The sequence below is a fragment of the Paenibacillus terrae genome (assembly GCF_005217525.1).
In the GTDB taxonomy this organism is placed as follows: Bacteria; Bacillota; Bacilli; order Paenibacillales; family Paenibacillaceae; genus Paenibacillus; species Paenibacillus terrae_C.
In genome coordinates this window covers 41,349-67,345 of the sequence record NZ_PNXQ01000016.1, presented here as the reverse complement: position 1 = coordinate 67,345, position 25,997 = coordinate 41,349, and the positions used below count along the sequence as shown (strand labels likewise).

21 protein-coding genes are annotated in these 25,997 nt (G+C 49.7%); 3 read left to right on the top strand and 18 right to left on the bottom strand.

Translation table 11 applies throughout. From position 1 onward, the window contains the following. Positions 1-4 precede the first annotated feature (4 nt). Positions 5-982 (top strand): LacI family DNA-binding transcriptional regulator, encoded by a 978-nt coding sequence (locus C1I60_RS18000; protein ID WP_137062981.1) that lies wholly within the window; start codon positions 5-7, stop codon positions 980-982. 13 nt (positions 983-995) lie between these two features. Here C1I60_RS18000 and C1I60_RS17995 read toward each other — a convergent pair whose 3' ends face one another. The 8 genes from C1I60_RS17995 to C1I60_RS17965 all read right to left on the bottom strand — a co-directional run bounded on the left by C1I60_RS17995 (position 996) and on the right by C1I60_RS17965 (position 10,288). Then, on the bottom strand, positions 996-1,751 hold the full coding sequence (locus C1I60_RS17995) for a LutC/YkgG family protein (protein WP_137062980.1): 756 nt from the start codon (positions 1,749-1,751) through the stop codon (positions 996-998). Continuing rightward, positions 1,744-3,264 (bottom strand): LutB/LldF family L-lactate oxidation iron-sulfur protein, encoded by a 1,521-nt coding sequence (locus tag C1I60_RS17990; RefSeq protein WP_137062979.1) that lies wholly within the window; start codon positions 3,262-3,264, stop codon positions 1,744-1,746. Before C1I60_RS17990 ends, C1I60_RS17995 begins: the two co-directional genes overlap by 8 nt. Continuing rightward, positions 3,261-3,989 carry a (Fe-S)-binding protein gene (locus C1I60_RS17985; protein ID WP_137062978.1) on the bottom strand — a complete coding sequence of 243 codons (729 nt, stop codon included), beginning with the start codon at positions 3,987-3,989 and terminating at the stop codon, positions 3,261-3,263. The genes C1I60_RS17990 and C1I60_RS17985 overlap by 4 nt, the downstream gene beginning before the upstream one ends. 61 nt (positions 3,990-4,050) lie before the next feature. After that, positions 4,051-4,185 carry a hypothetical protein gene (locus tag C1I60_RS26210; RefSeq protein ID WP_289306531.1) on the bottom strand — a complete coding sequence of 45 codons (135 nt, stop codon included), beginning with the start codon at positions 4,183-4,185 and terminating at the stop codon, positions 4,051-4,053. A gap of 206 nt (positions 4,186-4,391) precedes the next feature. Next, complete coding sequence (locus C1I60_RS17980) at positions 4,392-5,150, bottom strand: DeoR/GlpR family DNA-binding transcription regulator (protein ID WP_137062977.1); 759 nt, start codon at positions 5,148-5,150, stop codon at positions 4,392-4,394. A 20-nt stretch (positions 5,151-5,170) separates the two neighbouring features. After that, positions 5,171-6,646 carry a rhamnulokinase gene (gene rhaB, locus C1I60_RS17975; protein ID WP_137062976.1) on the bottom strand — a complete coding sequence of 492 codons (1,476 nt, stop codon included), beginning with the start codon at positions 6,644-6,646 and terminating at the stop codon, positions 5,171-5,173. Then, a complete protein-coding gene (gene rhaI / locus C1I60_RS17970; protein WP_137062975.1) occupies positions 6,643-7,863 on the bottom strand; it encodes an L-rhamnose isomerase in 1,221 nt (406 codons plus the stop codon). Before rhaI ends, rhaB begins: the two co-directional genes overlap by 4 nt. A gap of 355 nt (positions 7,864-8,218) precedes the next feature. Beyond that, positions 8,219-10,288 carry a bifunctional aldolase/short-chain dehydrogenase gene (locus tag C1I60_RS17965; protein WP_137062974.1) on the bottom strand — a complete coding sequence of 690 codons (2,070 nt, stop codon included), beginning with the start codon at positions 10,286-10,288 and terminating at the stop codon, positions 8,219-8,221. 349 nt (positions 10,289-10,637) lie between these two features. Between C1I60_RS17965 and C1I60_RS17960 the strand changes: the two genes are divergently transcribed. Together C1I60_RS17960 and C1I60_RS17955 are read left to right on the top strand one after the other, a co-directional pair. Further along, on the top strand, positions 10,638-12,035 hold the full coding sequence (locus C1I60_RS17960) for a glycoside-pentoside-hexuronide (GPH):cation symporter (protein WP_212734485.1): 1,398 nt from the start codon (positions 10,638-10,640) through the stop codon (positions 12,033-12,035). A gap of 22 nt (positions 12,036-12,057) precedes the next feature. After that, entirely contained in the window at positions 12,058-13,638 is a 1,581-nt protein-coding gene (locus C1I60_RS17955) for an alpha-L-rhamnosidase-related protein (protein WP_137062972.1), read from the top strand. 236 nt (positions 13,639-13,874) lie between these two features. Here C1I60_RS17955 and C1I60_RS17945 read toward each other — a convergent pair whose 3' ends face one another. From C1I60_RS17945 to C1I60_RS17900, 10 genes are all read right to left on the bottom strand, one after another. Next, a complete protein-coding gene (locus tag C1I60_RS17945; RefSeq protein ID WP_137062971.1) occupies positions 13,875-14,885 on the bottom strand; it encodes an AraC family transcriptional regulator in 1,011 nt (336 codons plus the stop codon). 140 nt (positions 14,886-15,025) lie between these two features. Continuing rightward, positions 15,026-15,658 (bottom strand): RraA family protein, encoded by a 633-nt coding sequence (locus tag C1I60_RS17940; protein ID WP_137062970.1) that lies wholly within the window; start codon positions 15,656-15,658, stop codon positions 15,026-15,028. Positions 15,659-15,778: 120 nt separating this feature from the next. Further along, positions 15,779-16,645: an IucA/IucC family C-terminal-domain containing protein gene (locus C1I60_RS17935; protein ID WP_137062969.1), complete on the bottom strand. Its 867-nt coding sequence runs from the start codon at positions 16,643-16,645 to the stop codon at positions 15,779-15,781. Further along, on the bottom strand, positions 16,617-17,432 hold the full coding sequence (locus tag C1I60_RS17930) for an ABC transporter ATP-binding protein (protein ID WP_137062968.1): 816 nt from the start codon (positions 17,430-17,432) through the stop codon (positions 16,617-16,619). The genes C1I60_RS17935 and C1I60_RS17930 overlap by 29 nt, the downstream gene beginning before the upstream one ends. Positions 17,433-17,549: 117 nt before the next feature. Beyond that, on the bottom strand, positions 17,550-18,641 hold the full coding sequence (locus C1I60_RS17925; protein WP_137062967.1) for a FecCD family ABC transporter permease: 1,092 nt from the start codon (positions 18,639-18,641) through the stop codon (positions 17,550-17,552). Continuing rightward, entirely contained in the window at positions 18,638-19,642 is a 1,005-nt protein-coding gene (locus C1I60_RS17920; RefSeq protein WP_137062966.1) for a FecCD family ABC transporter permease, read from the bottom strand. The genes C1I60_RS17925 and C1I60_RS17920 overlap by 4 nt, the downstream gene beginning before the upstream one ends. 113 nt (positions 19,643-19,755) lie before the next feature. Then, positions 19,756-20,763 carry an ABC transporter substrate-binding protein gene (locus tag C1I60_RS17915; protein WP_137062965.1) on the bottom strand — a complete coding sequence of 336 codons (1,008 nt, stop codon included), beginning with the start codon at positions 20,761-20,763 and terminating at the stop codon, positions 19,756-19,758. A 97-nt stretch (positions 20,764-20,860) separates the two neighbouring features. Next, the gene (locus tag C1I60_RS17910; RefSeq protein ID WP_137062964.1) at positions 20,861-22,477 is read right to left on the bottom strand and encodes an AraC family transcriptional regulator; all 1,617 of its coding nucleotides are present in this window, start codon (positions 22,475-22,477) and stop codon (positions 20,861-20,863) included. 106 nt (positions 22,478-22,583) lie between these two features. Beyond that, positions 22,584-24,623 carry an IucA/IucC family protein gene (locus C1I60_RS17905; RefSeq protein WP_137062963.1) on the bottom strand — a complete coding sequence of 680 codons (2,040 nt, stop codon included), beginning with the start codon at positions 24,621-24,623 and terminating at the stop codon, positions 22,584-22,586. Positions 24,624-24,756: 133 nt separating this feature from the next. Beyond that, complete coding sequence (locus tag C1I60_RS17900) at positions 24,757-25,989, bottom strand: type III PLP-dependent enzyme (protein WP_137062962.1); 1,233 nt, start codon at positions 25,987-25,989, stop codon at positions 24,757-24,759. Positions 25,990-25,997 lie beyond the last annotated feature (8 nt).

The following is a 25,997-nucleotide window of genomic DNA, read 5'->3' as shown; positions in this document are numbered from 1 at the left end:
TTCTATGCATAATATTAAAAGAATTGCTGAAATCGCAGGGGTATCGACAAGTACTGTATCTCGGGTGCTGAATCATCATCCTCATGTCAGTGAGGCTACGCGGACCAGGGTGATGGAAGTGATTCGGGAACTGGATTATATTCCGAATATTAATGCGGTGCAGTTAAAAGTGGGCCGTACCAAGGTCATCGGGATCATGACTCCAACGATTAACAATTATTACATGCAAATCATCAAGGGAGTATCCAATGCGGGTAAAGAGCAGGATTATCAAGTTCTTATCTACCAGACGGAGGAAAAGCGGGATTTGGAGAGCGCGGCGTTAGAGTTATTGAGGCAGAAAAAAGTGGACGGGCTCGTCATTTTACGGCGTATGCTGGAATGGTCTGCTGTGAGGCGTTATACCCAATATGGGCCGATTGTGACCTGTGAGCCATTAAAAAATAAAGAGATTTCATCCATTTATCTCGATCATTATGAAGGATTTCGGATCGGATTAGAGCATTTGGCCGAGCTGGGATTTGAAAAAATCGCCTGCACCGTGGGCAGGAAAAACAGCATAAACAGCCAAAGAAGACTCCAGGCCTATAATGACCTGCATGCGGCAAGGAAGCTGCCAGTGAATGAGGAATGGTTGCTCAGCGGTATCCATACGGTGCAAGACGGAATGCGGGCGTTCGCCAAGCTGGATTCATTAAAGGAACGTCCACATGCCATCATGACCACCAATGATTTTGTGGCCTGTGGTATTATCTCCGCCGCCCGTAGTAAGGGCTGGAATGTTCCAGGGGACTTGGCGGTGGTCGGTTTTGAAGCTGACGAAAGTCAGGTAGCCGACGCCATGGGACTGACCAATATTACGAATCCGTTGCAGCGCATCGGACAGGAAATGTTTCGTACGTTGTATCGACAGTTGAATAGCCAGCCTTTGGAGCCAATCTCCCTTGCTTTTGAGTTGAAGGTCCGCCAGTCTACCTGCTAAATCCATCTACAAACTAACCAATTAACAACGTATAAACGATGCCGGGTCCGTGTACGCCAATGGTCAGATCATTTTCAATATCCGACGAACGGCTGGGTCCGGTAATAAAATGAATGCCTGCGGGCAGTTGCTCCCGTCCTACTTCGTCAAAGCGGCTTAAAATTTCACCCAGCCGCGTCCGCAGACGCTCCAGCGGAAGGAGAATGATCAGCACCGTCGGCAGCAAACTGACTGCGCGGCCCTTCTCCGGTGAGGACAGCACCGCCACCGATCCGGTGTAGGCGGCAGCTTCATCGGCGATGACGATGCCGATGTCCGCCTCGGCAGCGCGTGCCTTCCAGTCCTCGACTGGATCGGTGTTCCACACCGATAGACGGGCTTCCGGCAGCGCCGATTCCAGCTGGAGCGCATCCAGGTCCGGCTCATTCTGCCGGACGATATAGGCCGCTCCCAGCTCACGCGCCTTGCGCGCGATCCAGTCTGCCGTCTGCTCCAGATCCGGCAGACGCACGACATGCCCGCCAACACTTGTAAAGTTGGCGGTAAACTCTTCGATGCGCTGCTCCGCGCTCCATTCGAATTCGTGCCAAAATGCAGGTGCGCCGCGAAACGGCTGCACGGGCGGCTCCGTCTGTCGCGGACGCTTGAGCTTCGTTGCAATGCTATCCATAAAGCGCACCTGCTTGGCGCGGGATTCGGCTTCCATTTGATGGAGCCACGCTTCATGGGCCGCCTTTGCTTGCGCAGAAGGTCTATTCTGTTCAATCATGCTGCCCGCCTCCTTTACTTCTATCTTCCAAAATTCTCTCCATTCGGCTGCGAACGTCAGGCTGCATCACGTTACGTTCCTGCTCCAGCTCACGTTCCAGTGTGTTCCATTGCTGACGGAAGGACTTTTTCGCCAGAGAGGGGGCCACGCGGTACGTATTCCAGCCCTTTAGGGGACCAAGCTTCAGCGTAATTTCTCCCTTACGGACGACAGCCTTTTGGGCAATTTGTCCGAGCCGAATCGCCGCTGCGAATCGCTTCGAGCTGGAAACAACGGTCGCAAACCCTTTCATCCCCACCGCTTCCAGTCTATCTCCTTGTCCAGCCTCAACTTTGCGTCTGCGCAAATAGACCAGCATGTCGTGCAACGGTATTTTGACCGGACAGGCTTCATAGCACGCACCACACAGACTGGACGCGCTTGCAATATCGTTCCACTCTTCGATGTTGCCATGCAAAGCAGGCGTAAGTACCGCACCGATAGGTCCGCTATAAGTCCCGCCATACGCATGTCCGCCAATGTGGCGATAAACCGGGCAGGCGTTCAGACACGCCCCGCAACGAATGCAATTCAGCAGCTCCTGAAACTCGGGATTGCCTAGCTGTAGCGAGCGTCCGTTATCTACGATGATGATATGCATTTCCTCAGGCCCATCGGCATCTTGACTGCGCCGTGGGCCTGAGATGCCGGACATATACATCGTCAGCTTCTGTCCGGTAGCGGACCGTGGCAGCAATGTAGCCATGACCTCCAGGTCCGTCCATGATGGAATAATCCGTTCCATTCCCATCAGCGTAATTTGTGTTCTAGGCAAAGTAGATACCATCCGCGCATTGCCTTCATTTTCGAACAATACCATGGAACCCGTCTCCGCGATGGCAAAATTACAGCCTGTCATGCCAATATCCGCCTCCAGAAACTTTTCACGCAGTTTCTTGCGGACAAAACCAGCCAAAATCGTCGTATCCGCAGACAGTTCCTCGCCCGCTTCTTTGGACAGCAGTTCGGCAATCTGATAGCGGTTTTTGTGAATCGCCGGAATGACGATATGGGACGGGGCCTCACCTGCAAGCTGAATAATGTACTCTCCAAGATCGCTTTCAATCGTCTCGATATCCACGCCCTCCAGCGCCTGATTCAAGTGTAGCTCCTCCGACACCATCGACTTGGATTTAACGACAGACCGGGCCTGATTGTGAGCAGCAATATCCAGCGTCATTCGTACGGCATCTGCGGCTGTATCGGCAAAATGGATATGCACCCCGTTGGCCCGGGCATTGTCCACAAACAGGTTTAGATAATAGTCCAGATGGGCAATGGTATGCAGCCGAATTTGACGGCCCCGCTCACGCCATTCCTCCCAATTCCCATGCTGCTCTGAAGCCGCCTGCTTCCCGTTGCGCAAACGCTCGGTTGTGAAACGAACCGCATTCCGCAGAAAATCGTCGTTCAGGGCCAGCTCGGCGCGTTTTTTGACCTTTTCGCTCATCGAATGTGAATGTACAGCGGTCATGTGTGCTTCACCCCTTCATACAGCAGCTCGGCCAGGTGCATAACCCGAACCGGCTCTTCCCGGTACCGGAGATTTCCCGCAATGTTCATCAGGCAGGCCATATCCAGTCCAACCAGCACCTCGGCCTCCGTCTCCCTGATATGATCCACCTTTTCCGTCACCATGGCTCCCGAAATATCCGACATTTTTACCGCAAAAGTACCACCAAAGCCACAGCAATCCTCGGCAAAAGGAAGCGGCACCAGCTGCAAGCCCTTTACACTGCCAAGTAGCTGCATTGGCTCCTCCTTTACGCCTAACAAACGTGTGCCGTGGCAGGACGGATGGTAGGTTACGGTATACGGAAAAGACGCGCCCACATCGGTCACGCCAAGCACCTGCACCATAAATTGTGTAAACTCATACGTCTTTTCCTCCAATCGCCGCGCTGAGTCAAGCCATTCCGGCTCATCCTTGAACAACTCCGGGTAATGATGAATCATATAAGTGCAGGAACCGGAGGACGATACAACAAAGTCGCTGTCGTCAAACGCTTTCAAAATCGTTTTCGCCGCTGCCCTCGTTTCATTCCAGTAGCCGCTGTTATAGGACGGCTGGCCGCAGCATGTCTGCACCTTCGGAAAATCCAGTTGAACACCATATCTGGCAAGCAAGCGTGCCATCGCTTCCCCCACCTTGGGATAAATCGCATCACTCAGGCAGGTAATAAATAAAGATACCTTCACACGAGACACCCCTTCCGTCCATGGAATAGCTATTACTTTATACATAAACTGAGCTGGAAAGCTACATATAGAGCCACTGCGCAGTCGGATGGTGCTTTCCATCGCCACCGCCACCGCCACCGGATTTCTTGAATAAAGCCTCCATCACAGTAGAAATCCGGGGACAAAAGCGACCGCTTCGCTTGTACAGCACCATTCCGCCTACTCCGTTTTTGTGTACATTTTACAAGTTCATCTTATATAGATAGTAAAACTTTCCAAAGGAAAGCTCTTATCGTAAGCATAAGCTTGCAGCGGGATTCTCACCTATACTTGTTTTACATCATCAAAGAATCCCGCTGCAACAGCGATCGTAAGATCAAATGAAACGTGGAGCGGCCTCCCCCTCGGCAACTAACTGCTTTACACTATCGTAACCGGAATCGACAGCTCTGCTAATTGACTGCGAATCGGGTCCGACAAACGCGCATCCGTAATAATCTCGGATACCTGCGACAGCTTCACGACATGCGTGAATGCCTGCTGCCCAAATTTGCTCGCATCTGCCAGTAAAATCACGCGGTCTGCAATACTGACCATTTTTTGCTTCAAACGGGCTTGCAGCTCATTCGATTCACTAATTCCCCGATCCAGATGCACCCCCTGGCTGGAGAAAAATAATTTATCCACATAATACGATTCCAACGAGCGCTCTGCGAGTGGGCCTACAAAGGACAATGAACGCTGTAGCAACTGTCCTCCGGTCGAAATAACCTCGATTTTTTCCTTACCCGCCAGCTCAGTAGCCACGCGGATCGAATTCGTCAGTATCGTCAGCGGAATATCCGGCAAAATCGACGCCATATACCAGGCCGTCGTGCTGGCATCCAGCAAAATACGATCATGCGGCTGAATCTGCTTGACCGCTTCCTCGGCAATACGGCGCTTTTCCTCTGCGTTCATAATTTCCCGTACCGCATACGGCGTTTCGGGCTGCTCATTTTTGACGCTGACTGCTCCACCATGTGAACGGCGTAGCCGTCCCGCCTGCTCCAAACGGTCCAGATCGCGGCGGATCGTTTCCTCCGTTACTTTGCACAGCTCACTCAACTCCGACACACGGATGCTTCCTTTTTCATTGACGAGCTGTACGATCATCTCATATCTTTCTGCGACCAGCATGGCAATCTCACTCCACATCTTTAATGTACAAAAAGTCCCGCCACACGCCGGAATCGTCCGTAGGCATCCTCCCACGCTTCCGACTCGGCAGGTTCATATACCTCTACGGAAGTAGAATCCGCGATGACCCGGCGTGCTTCCCATATATCGGCGAACTTTCCCTGTGCCATCCATTGTACCGCAAGATTGCCGATTGCGCTTGCTTCTGCGGGTCCAGCCCACACGGGTTTTTGAATCGAATTGGCCGTCCATTGGCACAACAGCCGATTTTGAATCCCCCCGCCGACCATATGCAGCCCGTTAAATCGTTGTCCTGACACACGCTCCGTAAGCTCTAGAACGTAACGGTATTTCAAGGCCAGACTTTCCAAAATACAGCGCGTAACCTCACCCGGTGTCTCCGGCAAAGGCTGCCCGGTATTGCGGCAATATTGGCGTATGCGTGTTCTCATATCCCCGGCATGCAGAAACAACTCATCGTCCGGGTCGATCCAAGAAACGAACGCCGGAGCTTGCTCCGCCATGTGTACCAGCTCAGGGAAGGAATAAGAGGTTCCTTGACGCTCCCACTCTCTGCGTGCCTCCTGTAAAATCCACAAGCCCATAATATTTTTAAGCAGCCTGTAGGTCCGGCCTACCCCGCCTTCGTTCGTAAAATTAAATCTCAGCGTATCATCGTTGATCACCGGCTGCGGGGTTTCCGTTCCCATCAGGGACCACGTTCCGCAGCTTAAATAGGCAAATGACCGCTCCAACGCTGGCACCGCAGCCACAGCCGATCCCGTATCATGTTCCGCGACCGCAATGACAGGAATCGCCCCGATGCCCAGATCAGTCATGACCGAGGAACGGATCGTACCGGCGGCACTTCCCGGCTCCAGTACCTTTCCAAACCAGGAACGGGGAATACTGAGACTGGACAAAAGCTCATCATCCCAGTCCTGCTGCAACGGATTATATAACTGCGTGCTGGTTGCATTGGAAAATTCATTAACCATTTCACCCGTCAGAAAATACCGCAGCAGATCGGGTATCATCAAGAAATGCTCTGCCTGCTCCAGCAACGGCGATCTCGCATTTCGCATAGCAGCCAACTGATACATCGTATTAAAGGTCAGAAACTGAATCCCTGTGCGCTGAAAAATAAACTCCTTGCCTAACTGGCCCTGTACTTCCTCCATCACCCCATGGGTATGCCAATCCCGATAATGATAAGGGTTACCCAGTAATTCTCCGGCTTCTCCAATCAGTCCAAAATCGACCGCCCAGGAATCAATCGCCAGACTGGACGGGTTCACACCCATGTGCTTGGCTTTGAGCAGCCCTTGCTGAACCTCGTGATACAGACGCAAAATATCCCAGTGCAGACGCTCCCCGACCTTGACCGGATCATTCGAAAAGCGATGGATTTCCTCCACCTCTATACGTGAATCCGTCAATCGACCGAGCAGAACCCTGCCGCTGCTTGCCCCCAGATCATATGCGAGGATGCTCACCAGCTTGCACCACCCTTGCCTCTTTGCAAAATCTGCGTGCCATAATCAGACGCTAAATAGGCTTTCATCGGATCAGCGGGTAGCCCTTGCTCCTCACGTATTGCCTTGAGCAATGGTGCAACGTCGAACTCAAACGCTTTGCGCACAGCATCCTCCGCACCCAGCACATCCTGACGATTCGCCGCTTCCTCCACCTCTGCATGATTGATCAGCAGCGCCTTCGCATATTGTGTCTGCACATTCAGCACCGAGCGAATCATCGCCGGGATTTTTTGTTCAATATTGTGCGATTGGTCGATCAAATAAGCAATTTTGTCCACCGTATGTCGGATATCCGTATCCACATCCTGAGCCGCATTTAAAATTTGATAAAAAATCAAGAACAGCTCATATGGATTCGCGGAGCCTACGATCAGATCATCATCTGCATATTTGTAGCTATTAAAATGAAAACCGCCCAATCGCTTCTCATCTATTAAAAATGCCACAATATGCTCCACATTTGCTCCCGGCAGATGATGCCCTGTATCCACAAGCACCTGTGCCTGCGGTCCCAGCTTGGTCGCGTAATTGTACGCCATGCCCCAGTCGGCAATATCCGTATGATAAAAGGCTGGCTCGAACGCCTTGTATTCAATCAGCATGCGCATATCAGGTGTAAGCGCCTTATACATTTCGCTGAGTGCTTCCAGCATCCAATTTTTCCGCTTGCGGATGTCTCCCTGACCCGGATAGTTTGTTCCGTCTGCAAACCACAGGCTAAAATCGTTGGAGCCCGTTTCCTTCGCAATGTCCACACATTCCAGCAAGTGGTTTGTTGCCTTGCGGCGGATGGCCGGGTCTACATTGGTGACGCTGCCGAGCATGTAATCTTCATCCTGAAACAGATTCGGATTAACCGCCCCAAGCTGCAGTCCCAGGCTTTCGGCATGACTGCGCAGCTTGCCGTAATGATCCACCTTATCCCATGGAATATGAATGGCGACCGATGGACACAATCCCGTTACGGCATGTACCTGTGCGGCATCCTCCAGCTTTTCGAACGGATCACGCGGCACGCCTGTTTTTTGAAAAACTTTAAACCGTGTACCTGAGTCGCCATAGCCCCAGGACGGGGTTTCTATGCTAAGCGCTTTCAGCTTTAACTTTACTTGTTCCAGGTCAATGCCCCTTTGTTGCTGCTGTTCCTCGAATAAGGCGTACGCTTTGTCACTCATCGTGGTTCCTCCTTGGAAAATGAAGTGAGTTATGGGCGGGGGAGATCGCTTCGCGGATGGATCATTCTTCCTATCGCTGTTATCCCCAGATTTTTTTATTTTATAGAACATATAAAGGTAAAAATCCGGGGATAAAGGCGAACGCTACGCTTCTTCAGAACGATTCCATCCGCTCCGCTGCCAACCACCCATAAAGTCACTTCTATTTTAAAGTGTTAGTGTGTATATTTTCGAAAAATCATAAAACACGAAACGTAAATAAGTAATTATAACTTATTTACGTTTTTCTTATTTAAAAGAGCTGGCTATCTTATAATCAGAGATTTATTTGAAAGTAGTCCAAGCTCATAACTTCCTAGCGTGTAAAGGCAGCGGGTACGCCGCCGTCGATGGTGAGCATACAGCCTGTCGTTTTCTCCGCCTTGGATGAGGCGAAAAAGGCAATCCCCTCGGCGATATCCTGCGGGTAAATGTTTACCAGCAGCGTCGTCCGCTTGCGGTAGTGTTCTTCCAGTTGGTCTGGCTCGATGCCGTAGGCGGCGGCGCGTTCGTTGCGCCAGTTGGAGTTCCAGATGGCGGAGCCTTGCAGAATCGCGTCCGGCAAAATCGTGTTCACCCGAATGCCGTATTCGCCGCCTTCTGCGGCAATACAACGGGCGAGATGCGCTTCCAGCGCCTTGACCGAGCTGTAGGCCGTTACATTTTTACCTGCATAGACGGAGTTTTTCGAGCCGACGAACACCATGCTGCCGCCAAGTGTCTGCTCCTTCATCAGCTTGAACGCTTCCCGTGCTACCAAAAAATAACCTGTGCCCAGCACGTTTATGTTCAAATTCCATTCCTTTAATGATGTTTCATCGAATGGACTGGAGGTAGCAAGTCCTGCATTGTTGACGATGATATCCACTCCGCCGTAGGTCAGCGCGGTTTCCGCATAGGCAGCCTGAATCTGGTCCTCCTGTGTCACATCCATTTTGACTGCAATAGCGCGGTTTTCTCCGTAGTGGTCATTCAGCTCGGCGGCCACCTTTTGTGCGCCTTCCAGATTCAGGTCGGCCAACACGACATGTGCTCCTTCATCCACCAAACGGCGTGCGGTTGCACTGCCGATTCCGCCTGCACCGCCTGTAATGAGCGCGATTTTGCGTGAAAATTCCGCTTCTGCCGGAGCGAGTGACAGCTTATACAACTCCAAGGGCCAGTATTCCACGTTATACGATTCGTTTTCACTAAGCGAAACAAACTGTCCTAACGCCGTCGCACCCCGCATCACCGCGATAGCACGATGATACAAAGCGCCACTCACCTGTGCGTTACTCCAGCTTTTGCCTGTGTTAATCATGCCGATCCCCGGGATTAAAATGACACGTGGCGCAGCCTCAAACATAACGTCTCCTTCATGCCGATTGCGTTCAAAATAAGCTTGGTATTGCTCCTTATAGGCTGCGATACCCTCTACGAGCTTTATTTTTAAACCCTCGACATCCTCTACGTCCGGTGTCCAGTCTACAAAAAACGGCACCACCTTGGTATGAACCAAATGATCCGGGCACGCTGCCCCGACCTGTGACAATACAGCAGAATCCTGACCATTTACAAACTCCAGCACGTCCTCTGCATCATCAAAGGTAAGGATCATCTTCTTCTCATCACTGACCGCTCCCCGAACGGATGGCATGACACGAGATGCAATACTACGGCGTTCCTCTTGAGTAAGCGCTTTATATCTTGCGCCTCCAAACGACTGTTTTTCCTCTTGACGAGCCTTAATATAGCTTTCTGCTTCCTGAATGATTTCAATGGTTTTCGCATAGGCTGCCTCGGATGTTTCTCCCCATGTAACCAGACCGTGCTTTTCCATTAATACCAATTCTGCTTGCGGATGATCGAGTACACCTTGAGCAATCATCTTGGACAGCTTAAAACCAGGACGAATATAAGGTACCCATACAAAACGGTCACCGAAAATCTCTTTCGCAATGTCCTTGCCGTTATGCGCACAGCACAAGCTGATAATGGCGTCCGGGTGGGTATGATCCACATGTCTAAAAGGTAAAAAAGCGTGCAATAGCGTTTCAATCGAAGCGCGCGGATGCTTGGCATCTATCATACAATTCGCCAGATACGCGACCATATCCTCGTCAGACATATCTTCCCTTTCGATCAAGGGACGGATATCCTCCATACGAAGCCCTGTAAAGTTAGGCGCTTTCATCGTAGCAAGATCGGAACCGCTGCCCTTGACGTACATTACTTCTACTTCACGCCCGCGAAAATCCTGTATCGTCGTTTTGGCCGAAGTATTGCCGCCTCCCCAGTTACACACGCTCCTATCTGTGCCGATCAGGTTAGAACGATATACGAGCTGTTCCAGCGTACTTTTTTGCTCAGATGCTTGTGAAGAATTCCACAGACTTTGTACCATAGGAAAAAGACCTCCAAGTTCATTTTTATTTTTGAATCGATTTATTAATGTGAGTATAATTGGTTTACGGAGACTATAACACTTTTGTTTTATTTTGAAAATACATAATACAAAAATAATCAAAAATAAATTTTAATTTTGAATAACCTGTAAAACGGATACATTGATCTGTAAAACGATAATTGCCATATGAAAAAGAAAGCGCTTTAATAAATGTAAGTTTGGAAGGCAATCCGGAGCCGCCTCATTCAACTTACAACATGACACACATCTTCAAGAAAGATGAGCTACTGAATTTTATCCTCTATCATGCCGTATCGGCGTCATAGGGATCTACGGAGGGATGAGTATGGTTACAAAGACAGGCATCTGGAAACAACGTCTTGGTTACGGAGTTGCCGATTTTGCGTGTAACTTGATTTGGCAAATGATCACGCTATATTTAATGTTTTTTTATACGGATGTCATGGGATTAGAGGTGCTTGCGGTCAGTGCGCTGCTGCTAGTTACTCGTATTGTGGACGGTGTCGCGGATGCGGTCATGGGGATCATCATTGACAAAACGCGTACACGCTGGGGCAAATCGCGGCCATACTTTCTGTTTGGTGCAATTCCATTCGGTCTTTTGGGTATCCTGACCTTTTATGTACCGGATATCGGTCCTGTGGGCAAATTAATCTACGCTTATATCACATATATGGGGTTATCGCTTGCCTATACGATGGTAAATATTCCGATGGCCTCCATTTTGCCAAGCTTGACCCGTGATGGACAGGAACGCACGATGCTGGCAACCATCCGTATTATTTTCTCCTTTATTGGAGCTACGGCGGTCAGCGTTTTGACTATGCCCCTTGTCAAAATGCTGGGTAACGGCTCACAGGCGCAGGGCTTCTTTTGGACCATGGTTATCTTTTCGGTCGTCGGTATGATGATGTTTTTTGTAACCTTCAAAAATGTAGAGGAAAAGGTAAAACTCCAGCAGGAAAAAGTGACGGTTACCCAAACCTTTTCGGCGCTCAAAGGGAATAAGCCCTGGTACATCTTCGCAGCCAACATTATCTTTATGTTTGGAGGCATGTTTTTTCATCAAGGCAGCCTGATTTATTATTTTACGTATTATGTGAATCGCCCAGATCTGATCGGTCTGATTGCAGGGATTGGTTCATTAATTCCGATTATTGGAACTTTTATCGCCCCGCTGCTGGCACGTCATATGTACAAACGAAAGTTGTTTCAAATTGGGAGCGTTATCAATCTTGCAGGACTATTGATGATGCTCATTTCCGGTACCAACGTCTTTGGATTGATTGCGGGTGCAGTCATTGCAGGATTGGGCAACGGTGTCCGAATGCCTATATATTTTTCTATGCAGGCAGACCCGGTTGACTATGGAGAATGGAAATCCGGCATTAGCGCAGGTGGCTTTATTTCTTCTATTAATGGTTTTATCGGAAAGGTAGCTATGGCGCTGGCTGGCGCTCTATCCGGCGTATTTTTGACTTGGGGACATTATATTCCCAACCAGACTCAAAGTGCCTCAGGGCTGTTTGCCATTCAGCTTAATTATCTCATCATTCCGATGATTCTCACTGTTATTTCGATTATGATGATGTTCTTTTATCGTCTGGATCACATTTTCCCGCAGATTCGCGCCGAACTTCAGGAGCGGAATCCGGAGCCGGATGATTCTTTAGATGAAACAACACTGGCGGCTGGAAATAAACCATTCCCACATTCCGTTTAATTATTTTAAAGGAGGCATAACCATGTCAAATTCAATCCCTGTTCCTCAAACTTCCACAACTACAATTGTGCGTAACGAAACCTTCATCCATAAGGCCACTGATCTGAAGCCACATTTAAATACTTCTACCGTCCAACCACAACAAATGGTTGAGGTATTGCAGGATACGAACGCGATGCATGGCTGGTTAGCACTTCCGCTTCACTCTGCCGTTAGTTCTTCGGAGCAGCATTATGGCAAGGGGGATGAGTTCATTCTTGACTTTGGCATGCATCAGGTGGGGTACCTCTCCTTCTCTGTTAGCCCTGTGGGCAGTCCCCCAGACGCGCCGCTGCATCTCAAGCTGACCTTTGGCGAAATGCCGGTTGAAGTCGGTGAACCTTTCGCCAATTATACAGGCTGGATCAGCAGTTCATGGCTACAGCAGGAAACGCTATATGTCGATGTACTGCCTGACGTCATTCGGTTGCCGCGCCGCTACAGCTTCCGATATGTTAAATTTGAAATTATAGATACCTCTCAGAAATATCGGGTAGCCTTCGATAACATCCAGATCCAGACCGTTACCTCTGGTGACGCTTCGCGTATAGTCCCATTGGAGCATCCTGACCCACTCTTGCAGGACATTGATCAAGTCAGCATCCGAACCTTGCAAAACTGTATGCAGGAAGTGTTCGAGGATGGCCCCAAACGGGATCGACGGCTGTGGCTAGGTGATTTGCGCCTTCAAGCGCTGGCTAATTACGAAACCTTCGGCAATAATGATCTCGTCAAGCATTGCTTGTATTTATTTGCGGGGGTACCGAATCATCAAGGTCAAGTCGCAGCGAATCTGTTTATCACTCCCACACTCATACCGGACGATACGTACTTGTTCGATTATTCCCTGCTATTTACAGTCTCCTTGTACGATTACTATGAGGCGACTCAGGACAGTGGCACTTTGCAGGAGCTGTGGCCGACCGCGTACCGACAGGTGGAACTGGCTCTGGAGCGTCTGAATGAGCAGCATCTTCCACCACACAGTGACGAATGGTGGTCTTTTATCGATTGGCAGGAAGAATTGGATAAGCAAGCCCCTTCACAAGCGATACTCATTTATACGTTAAAACGAACCATTCGATTAGCTGAACAGGTTGATCCCGACAAGCTTCCGTTCCTTAACCAGCGGCTGGAGGACGTTACGACCGCAACGCTTGCCCAACTATGGGATGAAGAACAAGGCTTCTTCGTCAGCGGTCCCAACCTCCAAATTTCGTGGGCCGGACAAATCTGGATGGCTTTGGCAGAAGTGCTGGATGCAGAGCAAAATGCAGCTCTTATGCAACGACTGCTGTCCGAGCAACCGGATATTGGCCTGACGACACCGTATATGCATCACTATTTGGTCGAAGCTTTGCTGATTACTGGAGACCGGGACGGGGCCGTAAAACACCTCAAATCCTACTGGGGAGGTATGCTGAGGGATGGAGCGGACACGTTCTGGGAATTGTACGATCCTCATAATAAATCCTTTTCACCCTACGGCAGTTATTTAATCAACAGCTACTGTCACGCGTGGAGCTGTACCCCAACCTATTTGATTCGCAAGTATAAGCTTTAAATGCCATAAGGCCGTGCCAGGATCGGGTTAAGAGAACCTCTTCCGGCACGACCTTACTATGTGACTGTTCGCATCACTTGAGCAAGCAGCTCATACGACCGCAGACGCGCTGGATGATCATATATGGGATGTTGTAATTAGCTCAATGGCTCTCATCTGGTTCATAATCAAGCTTTTGTTTGACCGTATCAGGGCTCTGGTGCACTTTTTCTCTCATTCGAGTCTTGCTGTCAATGTCAAACATCATCCACCCGCCCTTGATACTCGCGATATTGACTGGGGGTATGTCCCGAATACTCCTTAAACTTCCGATAAAAAAATCCCAGGCTTTCATATCCCACCTTGTACGCTATTTCGCTGATACTGTGGTTTGTATGGCGAAGCAGTGTCTCCGCGTGCTGCATACGTTGAGTTTGGACAAGCTCCCGAAAGGTTTTGCCTGTCTGCTCTTTAAGTAAATTCCCCAGATAATTAGGATTAAAATTAAACGTCGCCCCCAATTGGGGTAGCGTACAGTCGCGGTAATGCTGCTCAATGTATTGCAAAATATCAATAATGCTCGCTTTACCCGGCTTATGATCCAGCTCAAAATTCATATCCAGTTGATATACCCGCATCAGTTCGGTAAGCAGCAAAGGCACATAATGACTTAGCATTTGTTGAGCATAATCCTGGGGGGATAGAAATTCACACAGCATATTTTTAAAAATATACTGTACATTCTCATACTGCTGGGAATGAAATAAAATATAACGGTTATGCCTTCTGTCCCGGGATACCGCGTTAGCCAGAAAATCAGCCACAATACCCGTATTGCTAAAACCTCCAAAAAAAGTGGTTGAGAACGTTTCCATTTTCATAATCAAATTAACCAATATATCATTTTCCCCAAGCGCATAAATGCTGTGCGGAACATTCGTATCCAAAATACATATCTGCCCCTGCTCCAGCCTGATTTCCCTACCATCAATAACCTGTGTGCATTCCCCGGAATACATATAATTCATTTCAATAAAATCATGATTGTGTGAGGGCATGTCCGCAAACCGATGGTGCTTGCTCATATAAATGGACCCGCTATCAAAAAAATACTTGCCTTGCATTCGAAGAATCTCATGCCCTATTTCGCTTTCCGTAATATGAAACCCTAAGTGTTCTAAATCGTTCACATTTTTCCCGGTGCGAATCTGTATTTGCTCAACAGCGTCCAGACTTCTGAGAAATTCATCCAATTGCTGATGGTTCATCGTTTTCCCTCCTGCTCTCTCTCAGATGACATACGATGAGATTGACAATACTTCCTGGTTCTCCTATGAAAACGAAAAAGTTCCCCTGCGTGCAAAATCTTTATCCACACTATACCTAACACCTGACGCTCGTGCAATGTCTACCTTTCCAGCCGGGCATTCAAAAGCTGATCGTATCCGAACTGCTTGCGCGTAAGCTCCTCCTTGCGCTGCTTTTCCAAAGCTTTTTCCCCCAGTTCCCATGCTTCCCCTGGCTTTACTACAAATACACCATCGTCATCACCCAAAATGAGATCACCTGGATGTACGCTGACCCCAAATAGGCTAATCGGGGTATTCACCTCTCCCTCCAGTTCCAGTGTACGTGTAGTCAAGGCGCTAATTCCTTTGGAAAAAATGGGGAATTGTAGCTGGTTCAAGACCCCCACATCTGTGACGCAACCGGAAACAATCACTCCAGCCAGTTGTTTTTTCATCGCCACATAAGCTCTGAATTCTCCCCAGCAGGCTCTGGCATCATCACCTGACATATCGACGACAAGCACATCACCCGCTTGTGCCAATTCCAGCGCATGACGTACAGCGGTGGAGTCCATATGGGGAAGCCTCACCGTAACTGCATTTCCCAGCAATCGAATGGGACGAAACAACGGCTGTACTGCCTGCATACATCCAAAATCCGTGAAATGCCCAAGGGTAGAAGCACTTACATGCTGATAAAGCTCCAGCAGTTCCGTCGTTATCCCCTGAACCCGAGGTTGAATGCGAAACATACAAACCAGCTCCTTTCGTGATATAACCCAACTCACATTAGCATATAGAAATCAAAGCAGGCGAAATGGCCGCTTAGGCAAAGTTTCAGTTCACTGTAGCCCAAGCATCGTAGCTTTTATTTAGCTCGTACAATGTATCTTCGGACAGGTAGGGCAATAGCTGCCCTTTTCCTTCATCTGGTAAAAATAGCAGCAGGTTTTGCGAACACGTACAGCTTTCACGGCCGCAGTGGGTGCGATGGATACAGATGCCGTTACAGGTACCGCCGCTCTCTCTGAACGGGGAGAGCCGAAATACCGGGCCAGTGGATTTTGCCGTTCACCAAACAAGTGAGCCGGAGCTTCACAGGTCAGATATTTAAAATCCTCCTCCATTCGTAGCCGATCCTCGCTCTTTAGCTCCTGACGGATGCGGTTTTCATATAGCGCATAGACATAGATGGCGGTGTTTTCCCATAATACCGTTCTTGAAATGGAAGCAACAGCGGATACAGATCGCCACACCAGAGCCAAATGCTCTGCAAATACATGCTGAATGACGTGATCACGCCAAGCATGACGCTGCTCCAGACTGATGCCTCCCCCATCCTCACCCTTCTTTCCGATGTCACATTCCGTAACCAGCAGTCTGTTCAAATGCAACCTTGGGAGCCAGGTATCCTTGACAAAAGCAGATTGAATTGCACATTCAGCAATCCCGACTTCCAGCATCTTGTTATACACCGACATGGCATACAGTACCGGGGACACGATCAAAAAACCGTACCGCTTCGCCAAAACAGAGGCCGTCACCTTGCGTGAAGAAAAATCATGCAGCCCTGCCAGCCGATCCAGATACATAGCACATGGAGTTGCTTCCAGCAAATCAGCTGCAGGTAGATCATAACGTCCGGTTGGAGCTTGCTCTCCGCTGCTGCTTATTCGCAATTTTTCCGTCAGATACGACCATTCTGCAGGCTCAAACGAAGATCCTTTGGCGTACGGCATCCATTTTCCTCCCCTTTCCATGAGGAATAAACATCGGTGTTCCGTACAAGGGATCAGGAATGACTTGGCAGCGCAGTTGGAATACCTTTTCCACCGTCTCTGCCGTCATGATTTCTTCCGGCTTTCCCTGCACGTAAATACGTTTATCGTATACAGCAACCATATGGTGCGCATAGCGGCAAGCCAGATTCAGATCATGCAGCACCATGACAATGGTTCGCCCTTCTCGTTCATTCAAATCAAACAGCAGGTCCAAAATCTCAATTTGATGCGTCATGTCCAAATAGGTCGTTGGCTCATCCAGCAGGATCATATCTGTCCCCTGCGCCAAAGTCATGGAAATCCACGCACGCTGGCGCTGCCCGCCAGATAAGGAATCTACCGGACGATTCGCAAAAGCCTCCAATTGCGTCGCTTGCAGCGCGTTTTGCACCTGTGCTTCATCCTCTGCGGACCACTGCTTCAGCCAGCTCTGATGCGGATATCTACCCTGCTTGACCAACTGATACACGGTCAGTCCTTCCGGCGCTGACGGTCCCTGCGGCAAAATGGATAGCCTTTTGGCAATCTGCTTGGAGGGTAACTGGGCAATAGCCTGTCCATCCAGCAGTACCGCCCCCGCCGCAGGCTTCAATAGCCGCGCCATGGCACGCAAAATCGTCGATTTTCCACAGCCATTGCTGCCTACCAGCACCGTAATCTTTCCCTCCGGAATTTGCAGGTCCAGCTCTTGAATAACCGGGTCTGTCCCGTAGTTAATCATCAGGTTCTTTACCTCTAAACCCATGCAGCTTCCCTCCCCTTTTATAAACTGCGAACTTAAGATCTTGTATATTCCATTTAAAAAAGATGAACCACCCATATAAATGTTCAAATAAGTGTTCAAAAAAATCCCAGCTCGGCTTTAATACTGATTTCGGCGCTGGAGTAGCAAATACAGGAAAAACGGTGCACCCACCCCTGCTGTAAAAATACCTGCGGGAATATCAATCGGATAAAAAACCGTACGGGCCAGCAAATCGGCGAGATACACCAGCAATCCACCCACCAGCGCCGACACCAGCGTCAGGCTGCCCATGGATCGGCCTACCAATCGGCGCGCAATATGCGGCGCGATTAAACCCACGAAACCAATCGCTCCCGCAACTGCTACCGCAGTTCCAGCAAGGATCACACTGAGCAGCAGCAACATCACACGATGCCGCTGTACCTCCACCCCCAAGCCGGTAGCCACATCATCCCCCAACTCCTGTGTGTTGAGGCTGCGGGAAAAGTAGAGAACCAGAGGTGTGCAAATCACAATAGCGATCAGCATCGTATATACGTTATTCCACGATGCTCCATACACGCTGCCCGTCAGCCAAATATAAGCCTTGCCGGCTGTAAAGGACGAGCTCATGACCAGCAGCAGCGTCGTAATCGAGCTCATAGCAGAAGCCAAACCAATCCCCACCAGCACCAGTCGGATTGGTGTCACACCATCCTTCCAGGCCAATGTATACACAAGCAGCGATACGACCAGCGCTCCGGCAACAGCCGCCACAGGCAGCCACTGAATGCTCAAAACAGCTCCCCCGTAAGCAATGAACGTAACTGCCGCTACGGATGCGCCGCCCGTAATCCCGAGAATGTCCGGGGATGCCAACGGATTGCGGATAATGCCCTGAAGCACCGCCCCTGCGATGCCCAAAGCTGCTCCAACCAGCACTCCCGTAAGCGCTCGCGGAAACCGCAGCCTGTACAGAATAAAATCATAATCGCCTGAGCCACGCCCCCATATCGCTCGAAGCACTTCCCAAGGGTGCACATACGTATCCCCCCAGCCTACACTAATCACGCCAATGATCAGTAGCGCCAAGGCCAGTCCACACATCATCCATAGTGCTTTCTTTTCCAGTTGGATATGAAACCTGCCGCTTCTGCTGCGCAGCGTCACATAACGCTTCGCATTCATGTCGTCTCTGCCAGTCCCATGCTTCAAAATCACACGCTTCATTTCCACGCCACCCCTTTACGGGCAATGTAAACGAAAAAGGGAACCCCGATTAAAGCTGTAATGACGCCAATCGGAATTTCCTGCGGCGAAATCAGCATTCTGGCTGCGGTATCCGCCGACACCAATAGCAAAGCACCCAGTACCGCCGAAAAAGGGGTTATCCAGCGGTAATCCGCACCAACCAAGGCACGCGCCACATGCGGAATGATCAGGCCAACGAAGCCAATGGCGCCCGCAATGGCGACAGAGCAACCAGCCAGCACCACAATAATCACGCCCATCGCGCATTTTACCCATAGGGTATTTTGTCCCAGTCCCTTCGCCACATCTTCCCCGGTCACAAGCAGGTTCACCGCTCTGCCCATACATATGGCTGAGATAGCCGCTACCAGCATAAAAGGAAATAATGGCTGTAGCATCTCCAATGAACGTCCGCTGACAGAGCCTGCCATCCAGAACAGTACATTTTGCATCCCCGTTTCATTCATCACCAAAATAATCTGGATCATCGACATGAACAAAGCGTGAATGGCTGAGCCTGACAGCACAATTTTGATCGGTGTCAAACCATCCCTGCCTAATGAACCGATGACGTACACCAGAATAGCCGCCAGTCCTGCGCCGATCAAGGCAAAGCCCATCAGAGACATCATGGACTCGACCGAAAACACGACCGCTGCGATAGAGACGAAGAACAAAGCACCCGCATTGATACCGAACGTACTGGGCGAAGCCAGCGGGTTGCGGGTAAGTGCCTGCATGAAGGCTCCTGCCATCGCCAAGCTCGCGCCTACAACAGCAGCAATGACCGTGCGCGGCAAACGTTCGGTATGTATCAGCACATGCTCTACATTTTGAGCATCATAATGCAGGAGGGAAGATATCATAAATTCCGGAGGAATCAGCGTTCTGCCCAGTAGCAAGCCAAGAAACAAAGACCCTGCCAATAGGATCAGACATACACCAAGTCCCGTCCATTTTCTTAGATTCGTTGTTAGCATCTTTGCATAGCCTCACTCTTCCAGCAGCATGGTACAACACAAAAGAAGGATGAGAGATATAGACCCCTCACCCCTCCTCTGCTGTATTTCCGTCTTGCTTTTGAAATATTTATTTATGATTTCAGATCATATAATTTATAAAGATCATCCAGCATCCGATTTGCGCTCAGATAGCCTCCAGCCAGATTCCAGTTCACTTCATCGACCTTGAAAATACTCTTTTTCTTGTATGCATCAAGGTTTTTCCACAAGGGATGGCTTGTCCAGGCTTCAACATTTTTTTCAATCGCTGCCTGATCCTTGCCCGAGTTAAAGACGAACAACGTATCTGCATTCATGTCCGGTATACTTTCCTTGCTGTTGACTTTAATTCCCCACTTGTCTCCTTCTTGTGCAGGAGGGCGGGTGAAGCCCAGTTCCTTCAAAATCTGTCCGGCAAAGCCCATATAGTAAATACGTGCATGGTCTGCCCGGAAATTAACGATGGAAGCCTTGATCGGCAGGCGATCGCCCATTTTTGTTTTGAAGTCCGCTACACGTTGGTCCCAATCCGCCAGCAATTGTGTGCCCTTGTCTTCCTGATTCAGCACTTGTCCGATCAGCTTCACTGTATCCTTCCACTCATATAGCTGATCGACGGCAACCGTAGGTGCAATTTCCGACAATTGCTGATACGTTGCTTCGTTACGGAACTTGCTTGCAAGGATGACATCCGGCTTCAGCTTATAGATTTCCTCCATATTCGGCTGTGTCTCCAGACCAACGGTCGGAATCCCTTCAAGATCCTTTTTCAAATAATCGTATACCGGCTCCGTTCCACTTGCCTCCACAATCCCCACAGGCTTGACGCCGTAGGCGATCATGACGTCTGTAGCGCCGTTATACAGTGTTACGATCCGTTTGGGCGTACCTTTAATCTCGGTTTTCCCCAACACATGCTCAATGGTACGCACCGAATCGGTTGAAGTCGCTCCCTGCGTATCCGTCGTTCCTTTATCCGTTCCAGTCGCTTCACCGGAATTTGCACTCTTACCCGCGCCTCCAGCTCCGCAGCCGGATAAAAGCAGCAATACAACGATGAGCGCAACCCATATACTCCCCTTGCCTGAAGCTCGAAACATTTCTCTATTCCCCCTATTTAGATCGCCAATAATGATATTGATTCTCATTATTAATTATAGGGAGAGGGGCCATGATGAACATGGACGTTAGCGTCCCTTATTTGGACGAATCAGACAATAACAACGTGACCGTTTTGTCCAATAACAGGTCGTGGGACAACGAAGTATAGCATGTATACAGGTGTCGGCTATCACACATAGAGTGTACAGCTCCGCTTTGCACCGCCTTCAATTTCTGCCATACAGGGGAGCGCCACAGAGCCAGACATTCCTGCTGAATCGTCTGTTCTTCACAGGCATTTCCATAGTGGCGGAAACAGGTCAATATGATGCGGTCCGCGTCATATTCAGCCAGATCGTCCAACGTCACCTCACGGTAATGGGCAATATCCTCCACTCCCACAGGCATAGACAGCTTTAAATCCCCATATAGCACCGTTCCCACATTCCGTTGTCCATACACACACATTTTCTGGTTCCCCACTCCCACGATTAGCACCGTCTCCCCGCCGAGCTTTTGCCTGAGCTTTCGAGAAATGGTCGCAGCCTTCGTTTCATACCGTTCCAGCCATTCCACCGCTTCTGCATCCTTGCCGACAATACGGGCAATGGACTGAAAATGAGTGCGCCAGTTTTGAAAAAAGGGCACGGTGACGGTGGGCGCAATCTGCTCGTACATTTTTTCCTTTTTCGACTTCTCAAAATCCCTGAACTCACAGGTTAAAATCAGATCAGGCCGGGCTGACATCAGCCTCTCCAGATCGGGCTGGACCTCACCCACCGAAATGGTATTACGGAAGCCTTCGGTGACAGGATAAGCCTTGTTGATGACTGCCGCGTACGGCTCAATGCCCAATGCCACCAAATGTCCGGTTAACAGATGCTTGAGCGAAGCGATTTTATCCGAATACCTAATTGTATTCACGTAGGCTGAGGGAGAACGTCCAGTAGCGGCTTTAAATTTACGGCTAAAATAGAACTCATCGCTAAACCCGACACCGTGAGCAATAGATCGGAAGGAATCACGAGTGAGCACAAGCGCCTGCTTCGCATGATTAATACGAATGTCCGTCAAATATTCCATCGGGCTTTTGCCGATCAATTTTTTGAACATACGCGAATAATAATCAGCGCTCATCCCTGCCAGCTCCGCCAGCTTGTCCCGTGTAATATCGGAAGCATAGTGCTGCTCCATATAATGGAGGGTCAGCGTCACCGCCTGCTGCACATCGGGCTTCTGATCACGGCTCGTATGCTGGAACAAGGACATCAGCATTTCCTGAAATACAATGTTGGCCTTCATTTGGTCCCACACGCTATTACAATGATGCTTCCTCTTGATCTCCTCGACCATATCCATTACAAAACGAAAGTGGGGAATGATCCAATCATGCGGTCCAAGCGCTGGTGCAGGTATGTAACGGTCCGGCTCCCCGGACGGCTGTAATGCAAGAAAACGGATGATATAATAATCCGCCAGAGCGCCGGACAGCATATGGAGCTTCATGACTGCGCCGGGAGCAAGCATAAAGCCCTTTTGACGGTAAAGAGGATATATCATTCCATCAATGGCTATGTCCCCTTCGCCTTCATTGAATAATAACAAGGTATGAAAGGACGTTTCTTGCCGGGAGAAAGAGCGACCAGAGTACACATGCTGAATATCCTGCAGTTTATAAAGAAATGAAGTAAAAGATGGGTCTTGAGTATTCATGGCTCCCAGCCCTTCTATATATCGATAATTATTCTCATTTATGTGAGAACTCATTTCATTATATATAGACTGGGTCGGATTTTGCAAAATGGAATTGCGCTCAAGCTTATAAATGATGAAACGGGTTCTGTATGCGGCTTTGACCAGATGGCATGCTGCCGGGTACCCCGGACTGCTCCAGTAAAGGTTTAACCAGCAGCTTGAGCGGCCAATCCGGCTTTTCAAATAAAATATGCTCGATTTCCTGACGAACGTCAGCCTTGAAGGGCACACGTTGGATCGCTTCTTCCAATTGATGCTTTAGTACAGACCACAAAGTGGACTCATCTATTCCATAAACATTGCTAAGAGTATCTATAATGGCGTACAGATTGACTTGAATGCCAAGGGTTTGCAGGTAGAACAGCAATTTCTTCGGTGTTTCATTATATAGGCTGTTGGAATAGCCGGGTCGGATTTGGTATTCAGGATCGGCAATCCCCTGCTCTGTCAGCCAGGGCAGATGCAGACGCACCGAGTCATGGTCACGCAGCAAAATGTGCTCGATCCTGCCATTTTTCCAGACCAGTACACAGTTTTGTCCATGGATTTCAGGCATAAGCCCGATCCGATACAGGCGCAGCATGATTTCAAAAAATGTCGAGCACACTTCACCGAACAGTTGTTTTACCGATTCTGCCGTGTCTGGAAGTCCGCGCTCAGTGGCCCATTCCCGGAAAAAATGATGCTGGCCTGCGGCCAACGCAGACATGGGAATCAGGCAAACAGCAGGATCATGGATCAATTCATGCGGATAAATCCGCGCCATCGCTGCCAGGTGCCGGGGTGGATCATCATACAGGCTGCCATTTTCCGGCATATAGGCCCACCAGGAGCCTTCATCGCATAAAAATAAGCGTTCCTGAAGCTGCGGGTCACGGGTCTTGGCCTGCTGCAACATGGCTTGTCCACGATCTCCGTTAATCAGCTTTACCGCAGGGAGATAGCGGGATGCCCCCAATGAAAACACGCCCAGCGGCAGCTTGACATAATTTGGCCCGCCATCCTTGGGAGACAGGGAGCGCACAGACGAGGTTGCCTGAAAAGCTCCGGCCTTCACTTCCAGTGGAATCCATACTTTGTCCGCCTGCTCGGTATGCAAATGCTGGGGCAGCATATACGTGAGCTGCCACGGATGAACGGGGATTGCAATATAATCCGCAGCAAATCCGCGTTCCTGCATCTCCTGCTCTACTAGCTGACGCTCGGAACTGGACAGAAGAAGGTCACCCGGCTGCTGCCCATCGTATGGACGCTGTGTAACCGATTCGACTACTGCTGCTACTGCTTCTGTGTCCGTAAAATGAGGCCCTTCTGCGATTCCCACTCCGGTCATCACCGCATCCTTTCGGAGCGCCACCCAGTTCAACGTGATGGCTTGCCCAAATTCAGCGATATATTTGCGATAGTCCTCCTCGTTCAAGCCCGTTTTGGCCTTGGATGCGGGGTGAAACGGACGATCACGCAGCGAAGAATACTGTTCCAATCGTTGAAAAGCCTCTGAGGGCGATTTCTCCAGTATACTTTCATCCGTCAGTCCGCTATCCAGCGACCATGTAGTCTGTTCAATGGTTTGCTCCAGTAGCTGGACAAACCGTCCCACTCCCTCCTGTTGGCGGTATTCTTCATCCAGGCATCCCTCAATCACACGCTGCATCAGCGTTACGGGGTGAAGCAATACTGCATCAAACCCGCCACCCTCTGGCCACCGCCGAATTTCATACACGCCATTCGACTGTAGATAGCGATGGGGTTGAACCACCGCAGCTTGTACGGGAAAAATGAGACTGTGCTGCTGCTCCCGATCCACCCACCAGCGGTAAAGGCTTATAGAACGGCCGTTGGGAGAGATTTCCCCTTTTGCATCCGCAATTGCTTCAGGATCGGCAAAAGAAAATAGCTCGCCTAATTCGGGATGGACGGTAGTATAGTAGCTTTGCCATTGCGGCATAGACAACAGTTCAACATCGGCATGCTCCCAAAATCCTTCTGCCAGCAATGTATTGATGAGATCCTGCATGACATGGTTTTCAGCCTGCTTTTTCTTCTGCAAAAGCGTTGTTTCTTCGGACGAAAGCACCGGGGTCGTGCTTGTTGTGTACTTCATATGGATTCATTCCTCCTTCATGTTAGTGCTGCTTTGACTGATTTCGACCCTGATCATAGGCTTTATTTTAGAAATCCGGGGGCGGGGCGATGGGAAGAACTTTCTGTTTGCGTAGTAGCGCTATAGATCACTCTCAATTTTGGTTTATATAGTAAAAATGTGGATGTGGATGACTGAGAAAGTCATGATGGGAAATCGTCCAGCCATAGGCTCCCGCAATATGGAACAGCAGAACATCGCCAATCCGCAAATGCTCCACATACACTTCATACGCAAGTACATCCTTGGGAGTACAAAGCTCACCCGCGATGGTCACCGCTGTTTGTCGCCGCTCTGTTCGCGGAAAAGGATAACGCCAATCGTCAACAGCAACCACCTCAAACGGCTGATTATGCTGCCATGACACTGGCAATCGAAAATGATGGGTTCCCCCACGAATAATGGCATAATGCTGGTCATGATTCGTTTTGAGGTCGATCACTTCTGCCGCATAATACCCGCAGTGTGCCACCATATAGCGCCCGGATTCAAAAATGAGCTGGATGCCTGGAATACGGTATTCCTCCCACACTTGATGCAATTCTTCCATGAAATCATCCCATTCAAACCTGCGCTCCAGATCGGTATACGAAATGCCGAAGCCACCGCCCGCGTTCAGATAGCGGATAGATAGCTCATGCTCCTGAATCCAGCCCTGCACACACTGCAAATACGTAGCGACCATGCGAGCATGCAGCCGGGCATCCAGATTATTGGACAGAGAGTGCATATGGAAGCCCTCCAATTGTACATACGGCAGGCTTTGGACCAGTCGGATCGCTTCCGGCACCTGAATTTCGTCGATACCAAACTGAGTGGGACGACCGGACATCGTAATGCTCGCCTCCGGCAAGGTACGCCGTAAATTAATGCGCAGCAAAATAGATACATGCTGTTGCCTGCGTTCCGCAATCCAGCCGATACGCTGCAACTCATGCAGACTTTCAGCATGAATCAGCATCACCTTCCGCTCCAACGCTTCCTCAATTTCGGCGTCCTTTTTCCCCGGACCTCCAAAAATAATCGGCACGTCGGCTGACACTTCACGAATGGTCCGAATCTCTCCAATAGATGCAGCTTCAAAGCCCTTTACGATGGGAAGCAGGCTAGCAATCAAATGAGGATCGGGATTAGCTTTGACCGCGTAAAACAAACTGCAATCGTCGGGCAAGCTGCTCACACAACGTTGTGCCCGTTCTCTCAGTGCGCCCAGGTCATATATATATGCGCATACCGGCTGCTGCTCTCGCTCCCGTGTTTGCTGGATAAGCTTTTTCAGATACGGAACGATCTGCCCTCCCGATAATGCTGTAACAAGCTGACTCATGTTCTTCC